At 74.4% G+C, this 18,279-nt stretch carries 20 protein-coding genes, 1 tRNA gene and 1 other RNA gene; 11 read left to right on the top strand and 11 right to left on the bottom strand.

The genetic code is table 11. The features are described from left to right. Window positions 1–8: 8 nt before the first annotated feature. From map to OMK64_RS12485, 5 genes are all read left to right on the top strand, one after another. A complete protein-coding gene (gene map / locus OMK64_RS12505; RefSeq protein WP_272728704.1) occupies window positions 9–881 on the top strand; it encodes a type I methionyl aminopeptidase in 873 nt (290 codons plus the stop codon). Next, window positions 878–1,657 carry a polyphosphate--glucose phosphotransferase gene (gene ppgK / locus OMK64_RS12500; RefSeq protein ID WP_272728703.1) on the top strand — a complete coding sequence of 260 codons (780 nt, stop codon included), beginning with the start codon at window positions 878–880 and terminating at the stop codon, window positions 1,655–1,657. The genes map and ppgK overlap by 4 nt, the downstream gene beginning before the upstream one ends. Window positions 1,658–1,716: 59 nt before the next feature. Beyond that, window positions 1,717–2,481 carry an MBL fold metallo-hydrolase gene (locus OMK64_RS12495; RefSeq protein WP_272728702.1) on the top strand — a complete coding sequence of 255 codons (765 nt, stop codon included), beginning with the start codon at window positions 1,717–1,719 and terminating at the stop codon, window positions 2,479–2,481. A gap of 46 nt (window positions 2,482–2,527) precedes the next feature. After that, a complete protein-coding gene (locus tag OMK64_RS12490) occupies window positions 2,528–2,818 on the top strand; it encodes a DUF6191 domain-containing protein (protein WP_272728701.1) in 291 nt (96 codons plus the stop codon). Between the two features lie 62 nt (window positions 2,819–2,880). Further along, a complete protein-coding gene (locus tag OMK64_RS12485) occupies window positions 2,881–3,288 on the top strand; it encodes a VOC family protein (protein WP_272728700.1) in 408 nt (135 codons plus the stop codon). A 135-nt stretch (window positions 3,289–3,423) separates the two neighbouring features. Here the strand turns inward: OMK64_RS12485 and OMK64_RS12480 are convergent, their stop codons facing one another. Further along, window positions 3,424–3,723, bottom strand: coding sequence for a hypothetical protein (locus OMK64_RS12480; protein ID WP_272728699.1), 300 nt, complete (start codon window positions 3,721–3,723; stop codon window positions 3,424–3,426). Between the two features lie 277 nt (window positions 3,724–4,000). Here OMK64_RS12480 and OMK64_RS12475 point away from each other — a divergent pair, with 277 nt between their 5' ends. After that, window positions 4,001–4,234 (top strand): hypothetical protein, encoded by a 234-nt coding sequence (locus OMK64_RS12475; RefSeq protein WP_272728698.1) that lies wholly within the window; start codon window positions 4,001–4,003, stop codon window positions 4,232–4,234. A 77-nt stretch (window positions 4,235–4,311) separates the two neighbouring features. Here the strand turns inward: OMK64_RS12475 and rnpB are convergent. Both rnpB and OMK64_RS12465 read right to left on the bottom strand, forming a co-directional pair. Continuing rightward, window positions 4,312–4,706: RNase P RNA component class A (gene rnpB, locus OMK64_RS12470), an RNA gene on the bottom strand. Window positions 4,707–4,754: 48 nt separating this feature from the next. Further along, entirely contained in the window at window positions 4,755–5,138 is a 384-nt protein-coding gene (locus OMK64_RS12465) for a tautomerase family protein (protein ID WP_272728697.1), read from the bottom strand. A 71-nt stretch (window positions 5,139–5,209) separates the two neighbouring features. Here OMK64_RS12465 and OMK64_RS12460 point away from each other — a divergent pair, with 71 nt between their 5' ends. Next, entirely contained in the window at window positions 5,210–5,986 is a 777-nt protein-coding gene (locus OMK64_RS12460) for a YaaA family protein (RefSeq protein ID WP_272728696.1), read from the top strand. Further along, window positions 5,983–7,158, top strand: a complete 1,176-nt coding sequence (locus tag OMK64_RS12455) for an SLC13 family permease (protein ID WP_272728695.1) — start codon at window positions 5,983–5,985, stop codon at window positions 7,156–7,158. Before OMK64_RS12460 ends, OMK64_RS12455 begins: the two co-directional genes overlap by 4 nt. 33 nt (window positions 7,159–7,191) lie before the next feature. Here the strand turns inward: OMK64_RS12455 and OMK64_RS12450 are convergent, their stop codons facing one another. From OMK64_RS12450 to OMK64_RS12435, 4 genes are read right to left on the bottom strand one after another with little or no spacing between them, the layout of a single operon-like run. Continuing rightward, window positions 7,192–8,397, bottom strand: a complete 1,206-nt coding sequence (locus OMK64_RS12450; RefSeq protein WP_272728694.1) for a bifunctional RNase H/acid phosphatase — start codon at window positions 8,395–8,397, stop codon at window positions 7,192–7,194. Next, window positions 8,397–9,146, bottom strand: a complete 750-nt coding sequence (locus OMK64_RS12445) for a zinc ribbon domain-containing protein (protein WP_272728693.1) — start codon at window positions 9,144–9,146, stop codon at window positions 8,397–8,399. Before OMK64_RS12445 ends, OMK64_RS12450 begins: the two co-directional genes overlap by 1 nt. Continuing rightward, window positions 9,143–10,339 (bottom strand): Nif3-like dinuclear metal center hexameric protein, encoded by a 1,197-nt coding sequence (locus tag OMK64_RS12440; protein ID WP_272728692.1) that lies wholly within the window; start codon window positions 10,337–10,339, stop codon window positions 9,143–9,145. Before OMK64_RS12440 ends, OMK64_RS12445 begins: the two co-directional genes overlap by 4 nt. A 60-nt stretch (window positions 10,340–10,399) precedes the next feature. Continuing rightward, entirely contained in the window at window positions 10,400–11,254 is an 855-nt protein-coding gene (locus tag OMK64_RS12435) for an MOSC domain-containing protein (protein ID WP_272728691.1), read from the bottom strand. 107 nt (window positions 11,255–11,361) lie between these two features. Between OMK64_RS12435 and OMK64_RS12430 the strand changes: the two genes are divergently transcribed. Further along, entirely contained in the window at window positions 11,362–11,760 is a 399-nt protein-coding gene (locus tag OMK64_RS12430; RefSeq protein ID WP_272728690.1) for a VOC family protein, read from the top strand. Between the two features lie 73 nt (window positions 11,761–11,833). On the opposite strand, the gene OMK64_RS12425 is transcribed toward OMK64_RS12430, so the two are convergent. From OMK64_RS12425 to OMK64_RS12415, 3 genes are all read right to left on the bottom strand, one after another. Further along, window positions 11,834–11,907, bottom strand: a tRNA-Val gene (locus OMK64_RS12425). A 96-nt stretch (window positions 11,908–12,003) separates the two neighbouring features. Further along, window positions 12,004–12,471 (bottom strand): peroxiredoxin, encoded by a 468-nt coding sequence (locus tag OMK64_RS12420; RefSeq protein WP_272728689.1) that lies wholly within the window; start codon window positions 12,469–12,471, stop codon window positions 12,004–12,006. Continuing rightward, window positions 12,468–12,890: a DUF3052 domain-containing protein gene (locus OMK64_RS12415; RefSeq protein ID WP_272728688.1), complete on the bottom strand. Its 423-nt coding sequence runs from the start codon at window positions 12,888–12,890 to the stop codon at window positions 12,468–12,470. The genes OMK64_RS12420 and OMK64_RS12415 overlap by 4 nt, the downstream gene beginning before the upstream one ends. Window positions 12,891–13,238: 348 nt before the next feature. Between OMK64_RS12415 and aceE the strand changes: the two genes are divergently transcribed. Next, the gene (aceE, locus tag OMK64_RS12410; RefSeq protein WP_272728687.1) at window positions 13,239–15,983 is read left to right on the top strand and encodes a pyruvate dehydrogenase (acetyl-transferring), homodimeric type; all 2,745 of its coding nucleotides are present in this window, start codon (window positions 13,239–13,241) and stop codon (window positions 15,981–15,983) included. 120 nt (window positions 15,984–16,103) lie between these two features. On the opposite strand, the gene OMK64_RS12405 is transcribed toward aceE, so the two are convergent. Beyond that, complete coding sequence (locus OMK64_RS12405; protein ID WP_272728730.1) at window positions 16,104–16,664, bottom strand: hypothetical protein; 561 nt, start codon at window positions 16,662–16,664, stop codon at window positions 16,104–16,106. Between the two features lie 240 nt (window positions 16,665–16,904). On the opposite strand from OMK64_RS12405, the gene OMK64_RS12400 reads away from it, so the two are divergent. Next, the gene (locus tag OMK64_RS12400) at window positions 16,905–18,191 is read left to right on the top strand and encodes a PucR family transcriptional regulator (RefSeq protein ID WP_272728686.1); all 1,287 of its coding nucleotides are present in this window, start codon (window positions 16,905–16,907) and stop codon (window positions 18,189–18,191) included. Window positions 18,192–18,279 lie beyond the last annotated feature (88 nt).

Raw genomic sequence — 18,279 nt, 5'->3', positions numbered from 1 at the left:
TGCCAGGTATGCCGCCCGTGCACGCGCCACGATCCGCCCTGGTCCCGGGCACGGTGAGCCCTCGCCGCGCCGTCCCCTCGACCATCGCCCGCCCCGAGTACGTCGGCAAGCCCGGCCCCACGCCGTGGCGCGGCAGCAACGTCCTCGACGACGACACGATCGAGCGGGTCCGCGTCGCGGCGCGCATCGCGGCGCAGGCGCTCGCGGAGGTCGGCCGGCACGTCGAACCGGGTGTCACGACCGACGCGCTCGACGCGATCGGCCACGAGTTCCTGCTCGACCACGGCGCCTACCCGTCGACGCTCGGCTACCGCGGCTTCCCGAAGTCGCTGTGCACGTCGCTCAACGAGGTCATCTGCCACGGCATCCCCGACTCGACCGTCGTCGAGGACGGCGACCTCGTGAACATCGACGTCACCGCGTACATCGGCGGCGTGCACGGCGACAACAACGCGACGTTCCTCGCGGGCGACGTCGACGAGGAGTCGCGCCTGCTCGTCGAGCGGACGCGCGAGGCGCTCGACCGGGCGATCAAGGCGGTGAAGCCGGGCCGCGAGGTCAACGTGATCGGCCGCGTCATCGAGAAGTACGCCGCCCGGTTCGGGTACGGCGTCGTGCGCGACTACACCGGCCACGGCGTCGGGCCCGCCTTCCACACCGGCCTCGTCATCCCGCACTACGACGCTGCGCCGCTCTACGACACCGTCATCGAGCCCGGCATGGTGTTCACGATCGAGCCCATGCTCAACCTCGGCACGCCCGACTGGGTCATGTGGGACGACGACTGGACCGTCGTGACGGCCGACGGCCGTCGCAGCGCGCAGTTCGAGCACACCCTGCTGGTCACCGACACCGGAGCGGAGATCCTGACACTGCCATGAGCCACCACGACAAGCACGGCAAGAAGAAGCACGACGTCGCGTTCGGCATCGACATCGGCGGCAGCGGCATCAAGGGCGCACCCGTCGACCTGCACGCCGGCGAGTTCGCGTCCGACCGCGTCCGCATCCCGACCCCGCTCCCCGCGACGCCGGACGCCGTGTCGCAGACCGTGGCCGAGGTCGTCGCGAAGTTCGACCTCGACAAGGACGTCCCGATCGGCGTCACGTTCCCGGCCGTGATCCTGCACGGCGTCGCGCAGTCCGCCGCGAACGTCGACAAGTCCTGGATCGGCACCAACGTCGAGACCGCCGTCGGCGCGGCGACCGGCCGCAAGGTCGTCGCCGTCAACGACGCCGACGCCGCCGGGTTCGCCGAGGTGAAGTACGGCGCCGCGAAGGACGTCGACGGCGTCGTGCTCGTCGTGACGCTCGGCACCGGCATCGGGTCCGCGCTCATCGTCGACGGCCGCCTCGTCCCCAACACCGAGCTCGGGCACCTCGAGATCGACGGCTTCGACGCCGAGTCCCGCGCCGCCGACTCCGCGCGCGACCGCGAGAACCTCGACTGGGCGGCCTGGTCGCAGCGCCTCCAGCGCTACTTCACGGTCGTCGAGAACCTGTTCTGGCCCGACCTCATCGTCGTCGGCGGCGGCGTCAGCAAGCACCACGAGCAGTTCCTTCCGCTGCTGGACATCCGCACCCGGATCATTCCCGCCGAGCTGCGCAACGCCGCCGGGATCGTCGGCGCCGCGGCCCTCGCGGCGAAGGCGCACTGACGACCCGCCCGCGCCCGCTCGTCGAGGTCGCCGCGGGCGTCCACGTCGCGACGAGCGCGGTGTACGCGACGACGTCCACGCTCGTCGTGGGCGACGACGGCACGACGCTCGTCGTCGACCCGGCGGTGACCGCAGCCGAGGTCGCGGGCCTCGGAGCGGCCGTCGCGCGGCGGGGGTGGCGTCCGGTCGCGGTCTGGTCGACGCACGGGCACTGGGACCACGTGCTCGACGGGCACGGCGTGCGCGGGCTGCCCCGGTGGCGGGTCGGCGGCTCACGAGCCGACGACGCGACGTGGTCGACGGCGAGAGCGCGCGAGCGGGACGACGACGCCGCGCTCGCCGAGGCGCTCGCCACGTACCCGCAGGACGCCCCGGCCGACGTCGTCGCCGTGCCGCCCGTGCCGTACCCGCAGATTGCGGGGACCGACCTCCTCGACTGGCCGGGCCCGGAGGTCGCCGTCGTCGCGCACGCGGCGCACGCCCCCGACCACGGGGCGCTCGTCGTCGTGCACGCCGGTGTGCTGGTGTGCGGCGACATGCTCTCGGACCGCGAGGTGCCACTCCTCGACCTGGACGCCGCCGACCCCGTGGGCGGCTACCGCGCCGGACTCGACGCGCTCGCCGCGGCCGTCGAGCGGTTCGACGTCGCCTCCGTCGTCGCGGGGCACGGCTCCCCCGGCGACCGCGACGAGCTCGAGCGGCGCCTCGACGCCGACCGCGCCTACCTCGACGACCTGGGCGTCGGCCGGTCCGACGACCCCCGCCTCGCCGACCCGTGGGTGGCCGACGCGCACGCCGCCCAGCTCGCCGCACTGCGTCGCTGATCCACCCCGGTCGCTGGCCTCGCCGACCGCGTGCGACCATGGCCGCATGGAGTGGCTGTGGGCCGTCGCGGGCGTGGTCGTCGTCCTCGTCGTCGTCGTCGACCGCCTCGTCGCGCGCGGCCTGTTCGACCGCCGCCGCCCCCGCACGCGCGTCCCGTCCGGCTCCGCGGCGTCGGGCATGTTCGGTGGCCTCGTCGACGTCTTCCAGCCCACCCGTGAGTACCTCACGCAGGAGCAGGACCGCCAGCGGCTCGACATCCAGCACGCCGACGACGCGGCCCCGCCGGTCGACCTCGACGCCGGGGTGGCACGGATCGATCCCGGCCGCACCGTCTGACGGCGACGCACGAGCCGACGGCTCGACGCGCGGGTCCCCGCGCACACCTCTAGCGTCGCGGTGTGCCTCTCCACGTGTCTCAGATCACGATCGACTGCCACGACCCCGTCGCGCTCGCCCGCTGGTGGGCGGACGCGCTCGGCTGGGACGTGCTCGACGAACCCGAGGACGACGACGGCCCGATCGAGATCGAGATCGCCCCGCCCGACGGGTCCGCGACGAACTGGCTCTTCATCGAGGTCCCCGAGGACAAGACCGTCAAGAACCGACTCCACCCCGACGTACGTCCGCCCGACGGCTCCGACCAGGCGACCGAGCTCGCACGGCTGCTCGCGCTCGGCGCGACACCCGTCGACGTCGGCCAGGGCGACGTCCCGTGGCACGTGCTCGCCGATCCGGAGGGCAACGAGTTCTGCCTGCTGCGCAGCACCCCGAGCGACCTCGCGGCCGCCCAGGCGGGCGGCGCCTGAGCCGCTGCCCGGCGCGGGACGTCCGGTGGCAGGCTTCGCGCCAGCTGCGGTCGGGTCGACCGACGACGTCCGCCTGCGGCGTGACGGGGGTTGGTCCGGTCCGGCCGCGAGCGCTGCGCGGCCGGACCGGCGGTCTCAAAACCCCAGCGGTGAGCGGTTCGCCTGCCGCGCGGCGGCCTCGCGCTCCTGCGCGGCGAGCAGCCGGTGGCGGGTCGCGCGGCCCAGGTAGTAGTCGCGGCGCTCGGTGCCCGCCGCGGCGAGCTCGTCGAAGAACAGCGCGGCGCGCTCGTGCACCTCGCGCGCCTCGTCGTGGAGGCGCACCGCCTGCCTGACGGCGTCGTCGGTCGGGAACGTCTCGGAGACGTCACGGAGCACCGACGCCGGCACGACGGGCGCGACGGGTGCGGGATCGGGTGAGACGTGGATCGTGGCCATGTGGTCCCCCTCGGCGACTCTGCCGTCCAGGTGACGGGCGTGCACGACTACTCCGACTGCTCCGGAGAGGTCTGGTGCTCATCCTCCGATCCCCCGGGGCAACCCGCGACCGGAACGGCGACCGTCTCGCGCCGGGGTGGGCGACTGGCGGAGGGACAGGGCCCGATGCGTCGGTGTCCTTCGGACTCGGGGCGGTCCGGGCTCGGGTTCAGCGGCACCCGGGTGGTCTCGCGGGGACGAGCATGTGCCCGCTACTCGTCGGTGAGAGCATCCGCGCGTGATCATGTGGCCGATGCTCGTCTTCGGGTTCGTCTTCCTAGCCCTCGGCGTCGCGCTGTTCTGGCGAAGTCCCGACATGGCCGACTTCTACTGGGAGAACTTCGGGCACGTGTACCGATCGGGCCCGCTGGGCCGGACGATGGAGTGGATGACGACATCGACCCAGTTCCGGGTGATCGCGGTCGGCTGGTGCGCTGGTGGTCTTCTCATGATCGTCGTGGCGCTGTTCTAGCCCGAGGCTGGGCAGCCGACGTCGAGTTCGTGCCATCGTCGTCGACGAGCGTCGCCCGCTGAGCCCGGCCAGGTGGGCGGATGAGTCAGTCGATACGCCGGGTTCTGTCCCCGTGCCCGGTTGCCCCGGCACGGGTGGCGACCATCCCTCTACGACGTACGTTGCCGCACGCCTCCAGCGGTCTACCCGGGAGCTCGGGCGGGCCGCCCTCGAACGCTCCCTGTCTGACCTTGCTCCGGGTGGGGTTTACCGAGCCGCACCGGTCACCCGGTGCGCTGGTGGTCTCTTACACCACCGTTTCACCCTGACCGGCGCCCGCGTGCGTGTCTCCACGACGCGGTGCCGGCGGTCTGTTCTCTGTGGCACTGTCCCGCGGGTCACCCCGGGTGGGCGTTACCCACCACCCTGCCCTGCGGAGCCCGGACGTTCCTCGGCAGGCCCGAGGGCCTGACGCGGTCGCCTGACTGACTCATCCGCGCCCACGAGTCTACCGGCTGGTCACGCCGCCGAGCGGCGCGGGTCAGACGTCGACACGGTAGGGCAGGGCGAGCTCGTCGCCGCCGCGGCCGCGGATCCCCCAGTTCTCGGGCGGGCTCTCGACGATGACGACCTCGAGGTCGTCGGCGTCCAGGCCGAGCGCGGGGGCGACGTCGGCGAAGAACGCGGCGACGAGGGCGCGGCGCGCGGTGAGGCTGCGGCCCGAGAAGCAGACGATCTCGACGACGAGGTAGGCGTCCGAGCGGGGTGCGACGAGGTCCTCGGGGTCGAGCAGCAGGAACCGGTGGAACCGCTTGTCCTCGGGGAGGCCCCAGGCGCCGACGAGCGCGGCGTGGACGGCGTCGGACACCTCACGACGTCGCGTGGACCACACGTCGCGCCGCCCGTAGACCTTGACCTGCGCCATCGTCCGTCCCCTTTCGGCAGACCCGTGCCGCTGATGCGGCCGCCCCGGCTCGCGGAGCCTACAGTCGGGGCGTGCTCGTGCTGCTGCCGCCCTCGGAGGGCAAGACGTCGCCTGCCCGGGGGCCGGCGCTCGACCTGGACGCCCTCTCGTCGCCGGGTCTGACACCTGTGCGGGAGAAGGTGCTCGACGCGCTCGCCGAGGTGAGCGCGCGGCCCGACGCAGCGGCGGTGCTCGGCGTGGGCGCGAGCCTGGCGGACGAGGTCGCGCGCAACACGACGCTGCGCGACGCACCGACGGCGCCCGCGCGACGCGTCTACACGGGCGTCCTGTACGGCGCCGCGGGCCTTCACTCGCTGACGCCCGCGGCCCGGCGACGCGCGCACGAGTCGGTGCGCGTCGTGTCGGGGCTCTGGGGTGCCGTCACGCCCGAGGACCCGATCCCGGCGTACCGGCTGTCGATGGGCACGGACCTGCCGGGCATCGGGCCGCTCGCGTCGGCCTGGCGCGGGCCGCTCGGCGTCGAGCTGGACGCACGCGCCGACGGCGAGCTCGTCGTCGACTGCCGGTCGGCGGCGTACCTGGCCGCGTGGCACCCGCCGCGCTCGGCGGACTGGGTCGCCGTGCGGGTGCTCCGCGAGGTCGACGGCGTGCGGTCCGTCGTGTCGCACCACGCGAAGCACACGCGGGGCGTGCTCACGCGTCACCTGCTGACCCGCCGCGCGCGTCCGCCGCGCGACGCGGAGGGACTCGCGGCCGCGGCCGCCGAGCTCGTGGGCGACGCCCTGCTCGCGGTCGAGCTCGGTCCGCCCGCGCGCGGTGCGCGCACGCTGTCGCTCGTCGTCGCGTGAGCGGTCCGGCCCGCCGGGGCTTCCCGTGGTGGGCGGTCGCCGCCGTCGTCGTGGTGGCGCTCCCGGCCACCGGGCTGCTGCCCGCCGACGACGCGCGCACGCTCGCCGAGCGCACGCTGCCGATCCTGCTGTTCCTCGCGGCGCTCACGGTCGTCGCGGAGACGAGCGCGGGTGCAGGGCTGTTCGACGCGGCCGCGGGGCTCGCGGCCCGGGCGGCGCGCGGCCGACGGGTCGTGCTCTGGCTGCTCGTCGTGGTGCTCGCGACGCTGTCGACCGCGGTGCTGTCGCTCGACACGACCGCGGTGCTCCTGACGCCCGTCGTGATCGCGCTCGCGCGGCACACCCGCACGTCTCCCCTGCCGTTCGCGCTCGCCGTGCTCGCGCTCGCCAACACGGCCTCGCTCGTGCTGCCCGTCTCGAACCTCACCAACCTGCTCGCGGACCACGCAATCCGGCGGGCGGGCGCGTCGTTCCTGCCGCTCATGTGGGCGCCCGCGCTCGTCGCGATCCTCGTGACCGTCGCGATCCTGGCCGTCCGGGACCGCCGGCACCTCCGCGGCACGTACGAGCCGCAGGAGCCGTCGCCCGCCGCCGACCGCCCGCTGCTGCTGCTCGCCGCGGGCGTCACCGCGCTCATGGCCGTCGGCTTCGTCGTCGGGCTGGCGCCCGCCCCGCTCGCGGCCGGTGCCGCGGTGATCCTGCTGGTCGCGACGCGCGTGCGTCGCCGACCCTGGCCCGTGCCGCCGTCGCAGCTCGTCCCGTGGCGGACGCTCGTCGTCGTGCTCGGGCTGTTCGTAGTCGTCGAGACGGCGCACGCGCACGGTCTCGGTGCGCTGCTGCACGACCTCGCCGGCGACGGTGACGGCGCCGTCGAGCTGCTGCGGCTCGCGGGCGTCGCCGCGCTCGCGTCGAACGGCGTCAACAACCTGCCCGCCTACCTGGCGCTCGAACCGGCTGCCGCGGGCGACCCGTTGCGGCTCGCGGCGCTCCTCATCGGGACGGGCGCAGGCCCGCTCCTGACGCCGTGGGGGTCGCTCGCGACGGTGCTGTGGTGGCACCGGTGCCGTCAGGTCATGCTCGACGTCCCGGCGCGCACGATCGTGCTGCAGGGTGCGCTGCTCGCGCCGCCGGTCGTCGTCCTCGCGGTCCTCGCGCTCGCCGCGACGCACTGACCGCGCGGGCGGGCGTCACCGCGGGAAGACGGCCTACCAACCCTCGCTCGGCACCCCGACGACGGCGATCTCGTGCCGCTTGTCGGCGAAGAGCCGCACGATGCTCACCGACGCGGGCGCCACCCGGAGCTGGCTCCACGACCCCGGCTGCGCGCCCATCGCGACGCCGAGCGCCGCGCGGATCGCGACCGCGTGGCTCACGACGACGACGGTGCGACCGCGGCCCTCGGCGAGGAGGTCGTCGAACACCTGCTGCAGCCGCACGCCCACGTCGGCGATCGACTCGCCGCCGGGCGGGCGCACGTCGCCGCGCGTGTGCCACGGCTCGAGCTCGCCCGGCCACCGCTCCTCGATCTGCTCCGCGGTCAGCCCCTGCCACTCGCCGAAGTCGGCCTCCTTGACGAGGTCGACGGTCTCGACGGGCAGCTTCAGCCGCTCGGCGATGATGCCGGCGGTCTGCTGCGTGCGGACCATCGGCGACGCGATGATCTCCGACGGGTACTCGATGTCGCCCCACAGGTCGTGCCCGATGCGGTCGACCAGCACCGCGGCGGCCCGGGCCTGCTGCTGCCCGTGCTCATCGAGCGGCGGCCCGGGCTCGGACGAGCCGGAGTACCCGCGCGAGACGGTCATCGCGGTCTGGCCGTGCCGCACGAGCACGACGGTGACGGGCTTCTCCTCGTCGAAGCGGACGCCCGCGCCGGACGGACGCGGCGCGCGGCCCGACCCGGGGTCCCCCGCGCCGGTCGTCGCGGACTGCGTGCCGCTCCCGGCGGGGTCGGTGCTCGGCGGGGTGAGCGGGCCGGTGCTGGCGTCGTCGGTCACCAGCCCACTCTCACGGTCCATCGCGAGGTTCGCCAGCCGGTCGGCGGCGGCGTTCTGCGCGCGCGGGACCCACGTCCACGTGACGTCCGTCGGGTCGACGAGCGCGTGCACCTCGTCGGCGAGACGGCGCATGTCGGCGTGCTTGATCTTCCAGGCGCCGCGCATCTGCTCGATGACGAGCTGCGAGTCCATGCGGACCTCGAGGCGCGCGGCGGGGTCGATCGCGAGCGCCGCCTTCAACCCCGCGACCAGGCCCGAGTACTCGGCGACGTTGTTCGACGCGACCCCGAGGAAGTCCGCGCGCTCCGCGAGCACCCTCCCCGTGTCCCCGTCGAGCACCACCGCGCCGTACCCGGCGGGCCCCGGGTTGCCCCGCGAGCCGCCGTCGGCCTCGACGACGAGCCGCCGGGTCATCAGCCCGCGGCGGCCGGCTCGGGCAGGCGCACGAGGATGCGGCCGCACTCCTCGCAGCGCACGACCTGGTCCTCGCCCTTCGACCGGATCGCGTCGAGGTCGAGCGGGTTGAGCTCCAGGCGGCAGCCCTCGCAGCGGCGCCCGCGCAGGGGCGCGGCACCGAGCCCGCCGAGCTGGCCGCGCAGCTTCTCGTAGAGGGTGACGAGACCCGCGTCCAGGCCGTCGGCCGTCTTCGCTCGCTCGCCCCGGACCCGCTCGACGTCCGCGTCGATCGTCCGGAACGCCGCGTCGCGGTCGGCCTCGACGGCCTCCTTCTGGGCGACGAGCGCGTCGTAGGCCTTCGTGACCTCGGCGAGCGCACCCTCGTGCGCCTCGAGCCGCTCCATGACCTCGAGCTCGACCTCCTCGAGGTCGCCCTGACGGCGCGCGAGCGACGCGATCTCGCTGGTCAGCGCCTGCAGGTCCTTGGCGCTGCCCTGCCCCGAGTCGAGACGCGCCTGGTCGCGGGCGGCGCGCGAGCGCACCTGCTCGACGTCGGCCTCCGCCTTCGCGAGCTCGCGTCGCAGGTCCTCGACGGCGGTGCGCGACGTGACGAGCGCGGTGTGGAGGTCGGCGAGCTGCGAGTCGAGCTCCAGCAGCCGCGCGAGCTCGGGCAGCGTGCGGCGCTTGTGTGCGAGCTGGTCGAGACGCGTGTCGAGCTCCTGGACGTCGAGCAGGCGGCGCTGGTCCGCCGCGGGGGCAGTCGTCACGGGTGTCCTTCCGGCGGGAGGGTGGCGGGCGCGGCGACGCGGCCCGTCCAGGGGTCGGTGCTGAGGGTGCTGACCCGGGTCTCCACCGTAGTGCCCGCGGCGGCCAGGTCCGTCTCCAGGTCGCGGGCCGCACGCGCGAGCCAGGGCCACTCGGAGGCGAAGTGCGCGAGGTCGACGAGGTACGGCGGCGCGTGCCCGTCGCGGGCCTCGAACACCGCGCGCTCACGCAGCTCGGACGCGGGGTGGTGCCGCAGGTCGGCGGTGACGTAGGCGTCGACGCCCGCCGCGCGGACCGCGTCGAACAGCGAGTCGCCTGAGCCCCCGACCACGGCGACGCGCTCGACGCGTCCGTCGACGTCGCCCGCGTAGCGCACCCCCTGAGCCGTCGCCGGGACCGCGGCGGCGACGTCGGCGGCGAACGCGGCGAGCGTCGTCGGCCGTTCGAGCCGCCCGACGCGGCCGATCCCCGTCGACCCGGGCCACGACGCGAGCTCGAGCACGTCGAACGCGGGCTCCTCGTAGGGGTGCGCGGCCCGGAGCGCAGCGACGACCGCCGACCGCAGCCGGCGCGGCGCGACCATCTCGACGCGCGCCTCGACGACCCGCTCGACCTCGCCGACGGCCCCGATCGCGGGCGATGCGCCGTCGAGCGGCGTGAACGTCCCCTCACCGGTCGTCGTCCAGGCGCACCGCGCGTACCGGCCGATCGCCCCCGCCCCAGCCGCGGCCAGGGCGTCGACCAGCGTCTCGGCGTCGGCGACCGGGACCATCACCACGACCTTGTCCAGCGCCTCCGTCGCCGCCGGCTGCAACGGCGTCCGGTCGACGAGCCCGAGCGCGTCGGCCAGCGCGTCCGCGACTCCCCCGACCGCCGCGTCGGCGTTCGTGTGCGCGGTGTACAGCGCGACGCCCGCGCGCACGAGCCGGTGCAGCAGCGCGCCCTTGAAGGTGGTCGCCGCGATCGAGTGCACGGGCCGCAGGAGCAACGGGTGGTGCGTGACGACGAGGTCCGCACCCCAGCCGACGGCCTCCTCGACGACGTCCGCGACCGGGTCGACGGCGAGCAGCACGCGCCGGACCTCCTGCTCCGGGTCGCCCGTGACCAGCCCGACCGCGTCCCACGACTCCGCCGTCGACGGCGGGTAGCGGCGCTCGAGCGTGCGGACGACGTCGGCCAGGCGCGGGGCGGTCACGCGACGCACGCTACCCGTCACCCCGGCGACCTCCGCCACCTGGCACACGCCGACGGCACGTCAGCGCAGCGCGGTCACCGGGTCCCCCACCGCGACGCGACCGGTCGTCACCGGCACCATCCGCACCCCGAACCACGTCTTCCCGTCCTCGCGCCGGTGCCGCGCGAGCGTCCGGATCGGCTCCTTCGTCGTGACCAGCGTGTCGAGGTCGATCGTCGTGAGGCTGCACCGGTCGCACCGCTCGGCGAACCGCAGCTCGACGTCGCCCACCCGCAGTCCGGCCCAGCGATCCTCCTCGAACGGCTCGAGGTCACCGCCGACCACGAGGTTCGGCCGGAACCGCTCCATCGGCAGCGGCGCGGGCACGGTCGGGGACCCGGTCGGGTCCGCGGCCTCGAGCGCCCGGTCGGCCACCCACGCGTTCAGCGCCGCCATCGACGCCTCCGTCGTCACGAGCAGCGGCCCCGCGTCGGCCAGCGACAGCGCATCGCCGGCGCGTCCGCCGTGCTGCGGGCTCACGGTCCGCCGGCGGGGGTCGTCCAGCCAGACCAGCCGCACGCGACGCCCCAGCGCGTCCGACAGCCAGTCGTCCGCGGCGGACCCGGCCCCGGTCGCGCACTCCAGGCGCGACAGCCCGACGGTGACGTCCGGCTCGACGCCCTCGGGCTCGCGGACCTGGAGGTCGGACGCGCCCGGCGCCGACAGCCGTACGCCGCCGTCGAGCGGCTCGGCCCGCACACCCAGCATCCGGGGGTGCTCGCGCGCCGTGAGGACCCCGCCGGCGGGCTCGACGACCATCCACCGCCGGTCACCGCGCACGCCCCACCGCTCGACGTGCGCCGCCGGCACGTCGACGCCGCGCAGCGACTTCACGGGGAAGACGTGCAGCGAGGAGACGTGCGGGACGGCGACCACGCCGAGGACGCTAGCAAGCAGCGGCGCGCCCGGTGCCCGTCCGGCGCCCGCGCACGGGCGCGTCGGACCGTCCCGCGCGTGTCGGGGGGCGCCGCTACGGTCCGGACATGGCGACCCGATGGACGCTCGGCGGCGACGCCGCGGACCCGCACCGGCTGGCAGCGTTCTGGGCGCTCGCGCTCGGCTACGTCCCGGAGCCGGGCTACGACGAGCCGGACGGCGCCTCGATCGTCGACCCCGACGGCGTCGGGCCGGCGATCGGCTGGCTGCGCGTGCCCGAGCCGAAGACCGCGAAGAACCGGCTGCACATCGACATCCGCGTGGCGGGCGAGCCGCCGTGGGACTGGGAGGAGCGCGAGGCCGCGATCCGCGCGACGGTCGACCGGCTCGTCGCGGCGGGCGGCACGTCGGTGCGCGAGGAGCGGTACGGCGACGACTCCGGGCGCTCGGTGCTGGGCCACGTCGTCATGCTCGACCCCGAGGGCAACGAGTTCTGCGTCGCGTGAGCCTCGTGGCCCGGCGCGTCACGGACGACCCGTGGTCCGGGCAGGGCCGCGGGCATGAGACCGGGGTGACGGGTGGGCCCGGCCGGTTTCGAACCGGCGACCTCCGCGGTGTAAGCGCGGCGCTCTGACCAGCTGAGCTACAGGCCCCTCGTCGCGACGTGCTCGGGGGTGCGACGGGCGCACAGCCTACCCGTGCGCGAGGGCAGGCCCGAGGGGCGCCCGAGCGCCCGGTCGGCGCACGCGTCAGGCGGCGAGGGCCGCGATCGCCGCGCGGTAGGCGGCGAGGTCACGGGCCTGTCCGGCGGGGTTCACGACCGACCAGCGCAACACGCCGTCGGCGTCGACGAGGAACGACCCGCGCAGCGGCCGGCCCGCCTTCTCGTCGAAGACCTCGTAGGCGCGGGCGACGTCGCCGTGCGGCCAGAAGTCGGAGAGCAGGTCGAAGCCGAAGCCCTCCTGCTCCTGCCACGCACGCAGCGTGAACATCGAGTCGCACGAGACGACGAGGACGCGCACGCCCGCGGTGTCGAAGGCGGCGATGTTGTCGCGGATCTCGCACAACTCACCGCGGCACGTGCCGGAGAACGCGAACGGGATGAAGACGACGACGACCGGTGTGCCGCGCAGCGCGGACAGCGTCACGGGCGTGCCGTGGGTGTCGACGAGCGTGAAGTCGGGCGCGAGCTCGCCGAGGACGGGCGTCGCGGTCACTTGCCGCGGCCGCGCGTGCCGAGGCGCGTGGCGGACCAGTCGGCGGCGACGGCGAACGTCGTCATCGCGTGCAGGCCCGACGTGGTGGCGGCCTCCTCGATGTCGCTGTGCGACACGTGGCCGGACCGGCCGGACTTCGGGGTGAGGACCCAGATGGGGCTGTTGTCCTCGAGGACGGTCATCGCGTCGACGAGGAAGTCGGTGAGGTCGCCGTCGTCGTCCCGGAACCAGATGAGGGCACCGTCGGTCACGTCGTCGTAGTCCTCGTCGACCAGCTCGGTGCCGGTGACGGCCTGGAGGGCGTCGCGCAGCTCCTCGTCGACGTCGTCGTCGTACCCGAACTCCTGGATCACCTGTCCTGCGGTGAACCCCAGACGCGCTGCCACCTGCGAGGCGGCGTCGTCCGTGCTGGATGACACGTCCCGACCGATCCCTTCGTCGCGTCGCCCCTGGCGGGACGACCTGCTGATGTCCGCACACCGTAGCCCACCGCACGCGGGCGGGCCCTGGCAAGACGCCCCGCACGGACGGGCGTGTCCGGCGCGCGCGACGGACGGTCGACGCACGAGTCGTCCTACGACTGTCGCGGACGTCACGTGGCCCGAGTGCCGGGACGGTGTGACTTTGTGCCCGACAGGGGCCGACAATGGGCCGACTACCCGCACCTGCCGCTTGCGCGCCTCACGTGCCGCGACCAGGGTCGGGCCGAGATGCGCGCCGGGGCCACGAGGCCCGTGCGTGCGGACGAGAAGGCAGAAGGAGCACCGGTGGCTTCCATCGACGAGACGGGCCCGCTCATCGGCGGCCTGCTCAGCCAGGTCCCCGACATCGACCCCGCCGAGACCGGCGAGTGGCTCGAGTCGCTCGACGGGCTCATCGACGACAAGGGTGGTCCGCGCGCCCGCTACGTGCTGCTGAGCATGCTGCGTCACGCGCGGCAGCGGAACGTGGCCATCCCGGCCTCGCTCAACACGCCGTACGTCAACACGATCGCCGTGCACGACGAGCCGTACTTCCCCGGCGACGAGGTCATGGAGCGGCGCTACCGCTCGTGGATCCGCTGGAACGCGGCCGTCATGGTCACGCGCGCGCAGCGTCCCGGCATCGCGGTCGGCGGCCACATCTCCTCGTACGCGTCGGTCGCGACGCTCACCGAGGTCGGCCTCAACCACTTCTTCCGCGGCAAGGACCACCCCGGCGGCGGCGACCAGGTCTACTTCCAGGGCCACGCCTCCCCCGGCGTCTACGCCCGCGCGTTCCTCGAGGGCCGCCTGTCGGAGCACCAGCTCGACGGGTTCCGGCAGGAGCTGTCGCACCCGGGCGGCGGCCTGCCGTCGTACCCGCACCCGCGCCTCGCGCCGGACCTGTGGGAGTTCCCGACGGTGTCGATGGGCCTGGGCCCGGCGTCGGCGATCTACCAGGCGTGGACCAACAAGTACCTGCACAACCGCGGGATCAAGGACACGAGCCAGCAGGACGTGTGGGCGTTCCTCGGCGACGGCGAGATGGACGAGCCCGAGTCGCGCGGCATGCTCCAGCACGCGGCGCAGCAGGGCCTCGACAACCTCACGTTCGTCGTCAACTGCAACCTGCAGCGCCTCGACGGTCCGGTCCGCGGCAACGGCAAGATCATCCAGGAGCTCGAGGCGCAGTTCCGCGGCGCCGGCTGGAACGTCATCAAGGTCATCTGGGGCCGCGAGTGGGACGTCCTGCTCAACGCCGACAAGGACCGCGCGCTCGTGCACCTCATGAACACGACGCCCGACGGCGACTTCCAGACGTACCGCGCCGAGAACGGCGCGTTCATCCGTGAGCACTTCTTCGGTCGCGACCCGCGCACCAAGCAGCTCGTCGAGAAGATGACGGACGACGAGATCTGGGCGCTCAAGCGCGGCGGTCACGACTACCGCAAGATCTACGCCGCCTACAAGGCCGCGCGCGAGCACACGGGCCAGCCGACGGTCATCCTCGCGCACACCATCAAGGGCTACGGCCTGGGCTCGGGCTTCGCCGGGCGCAACGCCACGCACCAGATGAAGAAGCTCAAGGCGGACGACCTCAAGACGCTGCGCGACTCGCTGCACATCCCCATCACGGACGAGCAGATCGACGCCAACCCCTACGTCCCGCCGTACTTCCACCCCGGTCCCGACGACGAGGGCATCCAGTACATGCTCGAGCGCCGCCGTCAGCTCGGCGGGTTCGTGCCGGAGCGCCGCTCGACGCACAAGGCGGTCACGCTGCCCGAGGCCAAGGTGTACGAGGGCCTCGCGAAGGGGTCGGGCCACCAGGAGGTCGCCTCGACGATGGCGCTCGTGCGCCTGTTCAAGGACCTCGTGAAGGACAAGGAGTTCGGTCACCGCCTGGTGCCGATCATCCCCGACGAGGCCCGCACGTTCGGCCTGGACTCGATCTTCCCCAGCGCGAAGATCTTCAACACGAACGGCCAGAACTACATGGCCGTCGACCGGGAGCTCATGCTCTCGTACAAGGAGTCCGAGTCCGGGCAGATCATGCACACGGGCATCAACGAGGCGGGTTCCGCGGCCGCGTTCCAGGCCGTCGGTACGTCGTACGCGACGCACGGCGAGCCGCTGATCCCCTTCTACTTCTACTACTCGATGTTCGGGTTCCAGCGGACCGGTGACCAGTTCTGGGCGGCCGGCGACCAGATGGCCCGCGGCTTCCTCATCGGCGCGACGGCCGGCCGCACGACGCTCACGGGCGAGGGCCTGCAGCACGCCGACGGCCACTCGCCGCTGCTCGCGGGCACGATGTCGCACGTCGTCCACTACGACGCGGCGTACGGCTACGAGCTGCGCCACATCGTCAAGGACGGCATCGAGCGGATGTACGGGGAGGGTGACGGCCGCGACAAGGACGTCATCTACTACCTGACCGTCTACAACGAGCCGATGGTCCAGCCGGCCGAGCCGGAGAACCTGGACGTCGAGGGCGTGCTCAAGGGCATCTACCTGCTGTCGCCGGCCGAGGGTGACGGGCCGCGCGCCCAGATCCTCGCGTCGGGCGTCGCCGTGCCGTGGGCGCTCGAGGCGCAGAAGCTGCTCGCGGAGGACTGGGGCGTGCGCGCCGCGGTGTGGTCCGTGACGAGCTGGAACGAGCTGCGTCGCGACGGCCTGGCGGCCGACCAGCAGGCGTTCCTGCAGCCGGGCGAGGAGCCGCGCCAGGCGTACCTCACGCAGAAGCTGCAGGGCGCCGAGGGTCCGTTCGTCGCGACGACGGACTACGACCACCTCGTCGCCGACCAGGTGCGCGCGTGGATCCCCGGCACGTACGCGACGCTCGGTGCCGACGGCTTCGGCTTCTCCGACACCCGCGCCGCCGCGCGTCGTCACTTCAAGATCGACGGCCCGTCGACCGCAGTGCGGGTGCTGCAGCAGCTCGCGCGGACCGGCGCGGTCGCGGCGGACGCTCCGGCGCAGGCCATCGAGCGGTACCGCCTGCACGACGTCACGGCCGGCACGTCCGGGAACACGGGCGGCGACTCCTGACGGTCGCCGTCACCTGACGGACGAGGGCCCGCGGCGGATCATCCGCCGCGGGCCCTCGTGGTCTCCGGCGCTCCGGGCGTCGTCCCGACCGCGCCGTGCAGGGCGACGCGGCGCGCGCTGTCAGGTGCCGGGGATCGTCTGCTCGGCGTGCGCGACCGCCCGCGCCAGGTCGTTGCGCAGGTCGGCGACGGCGGCCTGGTCCGGGTAGAGGTCGAGCGAGCCGAGGTGCTGCTTCGCCTCGAGCGGGCGGCCCGCCTCGATCGCGGCGAGCACCAGGTGGCGGGCGACCTCGGGGTCGTGCTCGCGCGGGCGCCAGTGACCGATGCCGAGGCCGAGGGCGTCGACGGGCTGGCCGGCGCTGCGCAGGAGCGCGAGCGACTCGACCAGCGCACGGCCCGACGGGTCACGCTCGGACGCCGTCGTGAGCCGCCGCAGCGTGCCCTCGTGGTCGTCGCGCACGGAGAGCCGCGCGACCTCGATGAGCGGGTACCACGCACGCGGGTTTCCGGCGAGCTCCTCGCCCAGCGCCCACACGGCCAGGTCGGCGGCGCGCTCGCGCTCGGTCTCGTTCCCGGGGGCCGTCAGCGGGTCCTCCTCGGAGCCGGACTCGGCGGCGCGACGCCGCACGATCTCGGCGAGGGCGCGGAAGGCGCGCTCGTTGTTCGGGTCGTCGCTGAGCATCGACCGCAGGGCGTCCTCGTGCAAGGTGTCCCCCCGCCGGGCGGCGGTGGTGGGTCGTCGGGCTCCGACGCGCGAGGCGGAGCTCGGGCGGCGCATCAGCTGTCGCAGTCGGGGCAGGAGAGCCATGTCGAGACCTTAGCCGTTGACCGGGCGGGGCACCCGGCCCCGTTCCGGACCGCTCGCCGACCCCGGCGCGCGCCTTTGTCGACTTCCCACAAGCGCGCCTCCTATGCTCCCCCTATGCCCCGACCTTCGCACGGCGGACGCCCGCCGAGCGGCGCGCAGGCCGCCCGGCCGGCCGACGCCGCCCCGTCGCGCACCCGCACCGTCGACGCCGCCGACGGCGCCGAGACCGGGGCGAACGCCGAGACGCAGCGGCGCGTGCGCGAGGGGTCCGGGCTGCTCGCGGCCGCGGCGATGCGCCGGCTCGACGAGGACCTCGACTGGTACCGCGCCCTGCCCGCCGAGGACCGGTCGTGGGTCGGGCTCGTCGCACAGGCCGGCATCACCGCCTTCGTCACGTGGTTCATGGACCCGACGCGCCCGCCGCACGGCGTGGGCGACATCTTCGCGACCGCCCCGCCGGAGCTGACCCGCTCGATCTCGCTGCAGCACACGCTGCAGCTGGTCCGCGTCGTCGTCGACGTCGTCGAGTCGAACAGCGACCGGCTCGCGGCGCCCGGCGACGAGCGATCGCTGCGCGAGGCGGTGCTGCGCTACTCGCGCGAGGTCGCGTTCTCGGCCGCCGAGGTCTACGCGCGGGCCGCCGAGGTGCGCGGCGCGTGGGACGCGCGGCTCGAGGCGCTCGTGGTCGACGCGATCGTGCGCGGCGACGTCGACGACGCGCTGAGGTCGCGCGTCGCCGCGCTGGGGTGGAGCGGGCGTGGGTCCACGCTCGTCATCGTCGGCACGACGGCGTCCCCGCTGGACGACGTGCGGGCCGCGGACCTGCGCCGCGCCACGCGCCGGGCCGCCGACGACGCGCTCGTCGGGATCCACGGTGACCGGCTGGTCGTGCTGGTGGGCGGCGAGGGCGACCTGCGGGCGGCCGTGACGGCGCTGCTGCCGCGGTTCGGGCCCGGGCCCGTCGTCGTCGGGCCGGAGGCGCAGGACCTCGCCGACTGCGCACGGTCGGCGCGGGCGGCGCTCGCCGGCCTGGCCGCCGCGGCGGCGTGGGCGCAGGCACCGCGCCCCGTGCAGGCCGACGACCTGCTGCCCGAGCGCGTCCTCGTGGGTGACGTGACGGCCCGCCGCGCGCTCGTGCACCGTGCGTACGAGCCGCTCGCCGCGAGCCAGGGGTCGCTGCTCGAGACGCTGTCCGCGTACCTCGGCACCGGCCGGTCGCTCGAGGCCGCGGCGCGCACGCTGTACGTGCACCCCAACACCGTGCGGTACCGGCTGCGCCGGGTCGCCGACGTGACCGGCTGGGACCCGCTCGACGCGCGCGAGTCGTACGTCCTGCAGACGGCCCTGGCCCTGGGGCGGCTCGACGCCGCGGGCGTGACCTCGATCATCGAGCGCCCCTGACCGGTCCGCACGGTTTGTAGGGTCCGCACAACGCGGTCCGCGAACGTTGGTGTGCGCCACGAGCCCGGACGGGACCGGCGGCACGGCA

The organism is Cellulomonas fimi (assembly GCF_028527925.1).
In the GTDB taxonomy this organism is placed as follows: domain Bacteria; phylum Actinomycetota; class Actinomycetes; order Actinomycetales; family Cellulomonadaceae; genus Cellulomonas; species Cellulomonas fimi_C.
Note: the sequence above shows the minus strand (reverse complement) of the source record. Positions and strands in the feature narration are given on the sequence as shown.

Bases quoted from the DNA above. Each gene is read 5' to 3' on its own strand.
- map (WP_272728704.1), top strand. From the start codon at position 9: ATGCCGCCCGTGCACGCGCCACGATCCGCCCTGGTCCCGGGCACGGTG.
- ppgK (WP_272728703.1), top strand. From the start codon at position 878: ATGAGCCACCACGACAAGCACGGCAAGAAGAAGCACGACGTCGCGTTC.
- OMK64_RS12490 (WP_272728701.1), top strand. From the start codon at position 2,528: ATGGAGTGGCTGTGGGCCGTCGCGGGCGTGGTCGTCGTCCTCGTCGTC.
- OMK64_RS12480 (WP_272728699.1), bottom strand. From the start codon at position 3,723: ATGGCCACGATCCACGTCTCACCCGATCCCGCACCCGTCGCGCCCGTC.
- OMK64_RS12465 (WP_272728697.1), bottom strand. From the start codon at position 5,138: ATGGCGCAGGTCAAGGTCTACGGGCGGCGCGACGTGTGGTCCACGCGA.
- OMK64_RS12450 (WP_272728694.1), bottom strand. From the start codon at position 8,397: ATGACCCGGCGGCTCGTCGTCGAGGCCGACGGCGGCTCGCGGGGCAAC.
- OMK64_RS12430 (WP_272728690.1), top strand. From the start codon at position 11,362: ATGGCGACCCGATGGACGCTCGGCGGCGACGCCGCGGACCCGCACCGG.
- OMK64_RS12405 (WP_272728730.1), bottom strand. From the start codon at position 16,664: ATGCTCAGCGACGACCCGAACAACGAGCGCGCCTTCCGCGCCCTCGCC.
- OMK64_RS12400 (WP_272728686.1), top strand. From the start codon at position 16,905: ATGCCCCGACCTTCGCACGGCGGACGCCCGCCGAGCGGCGCGCAGGCC.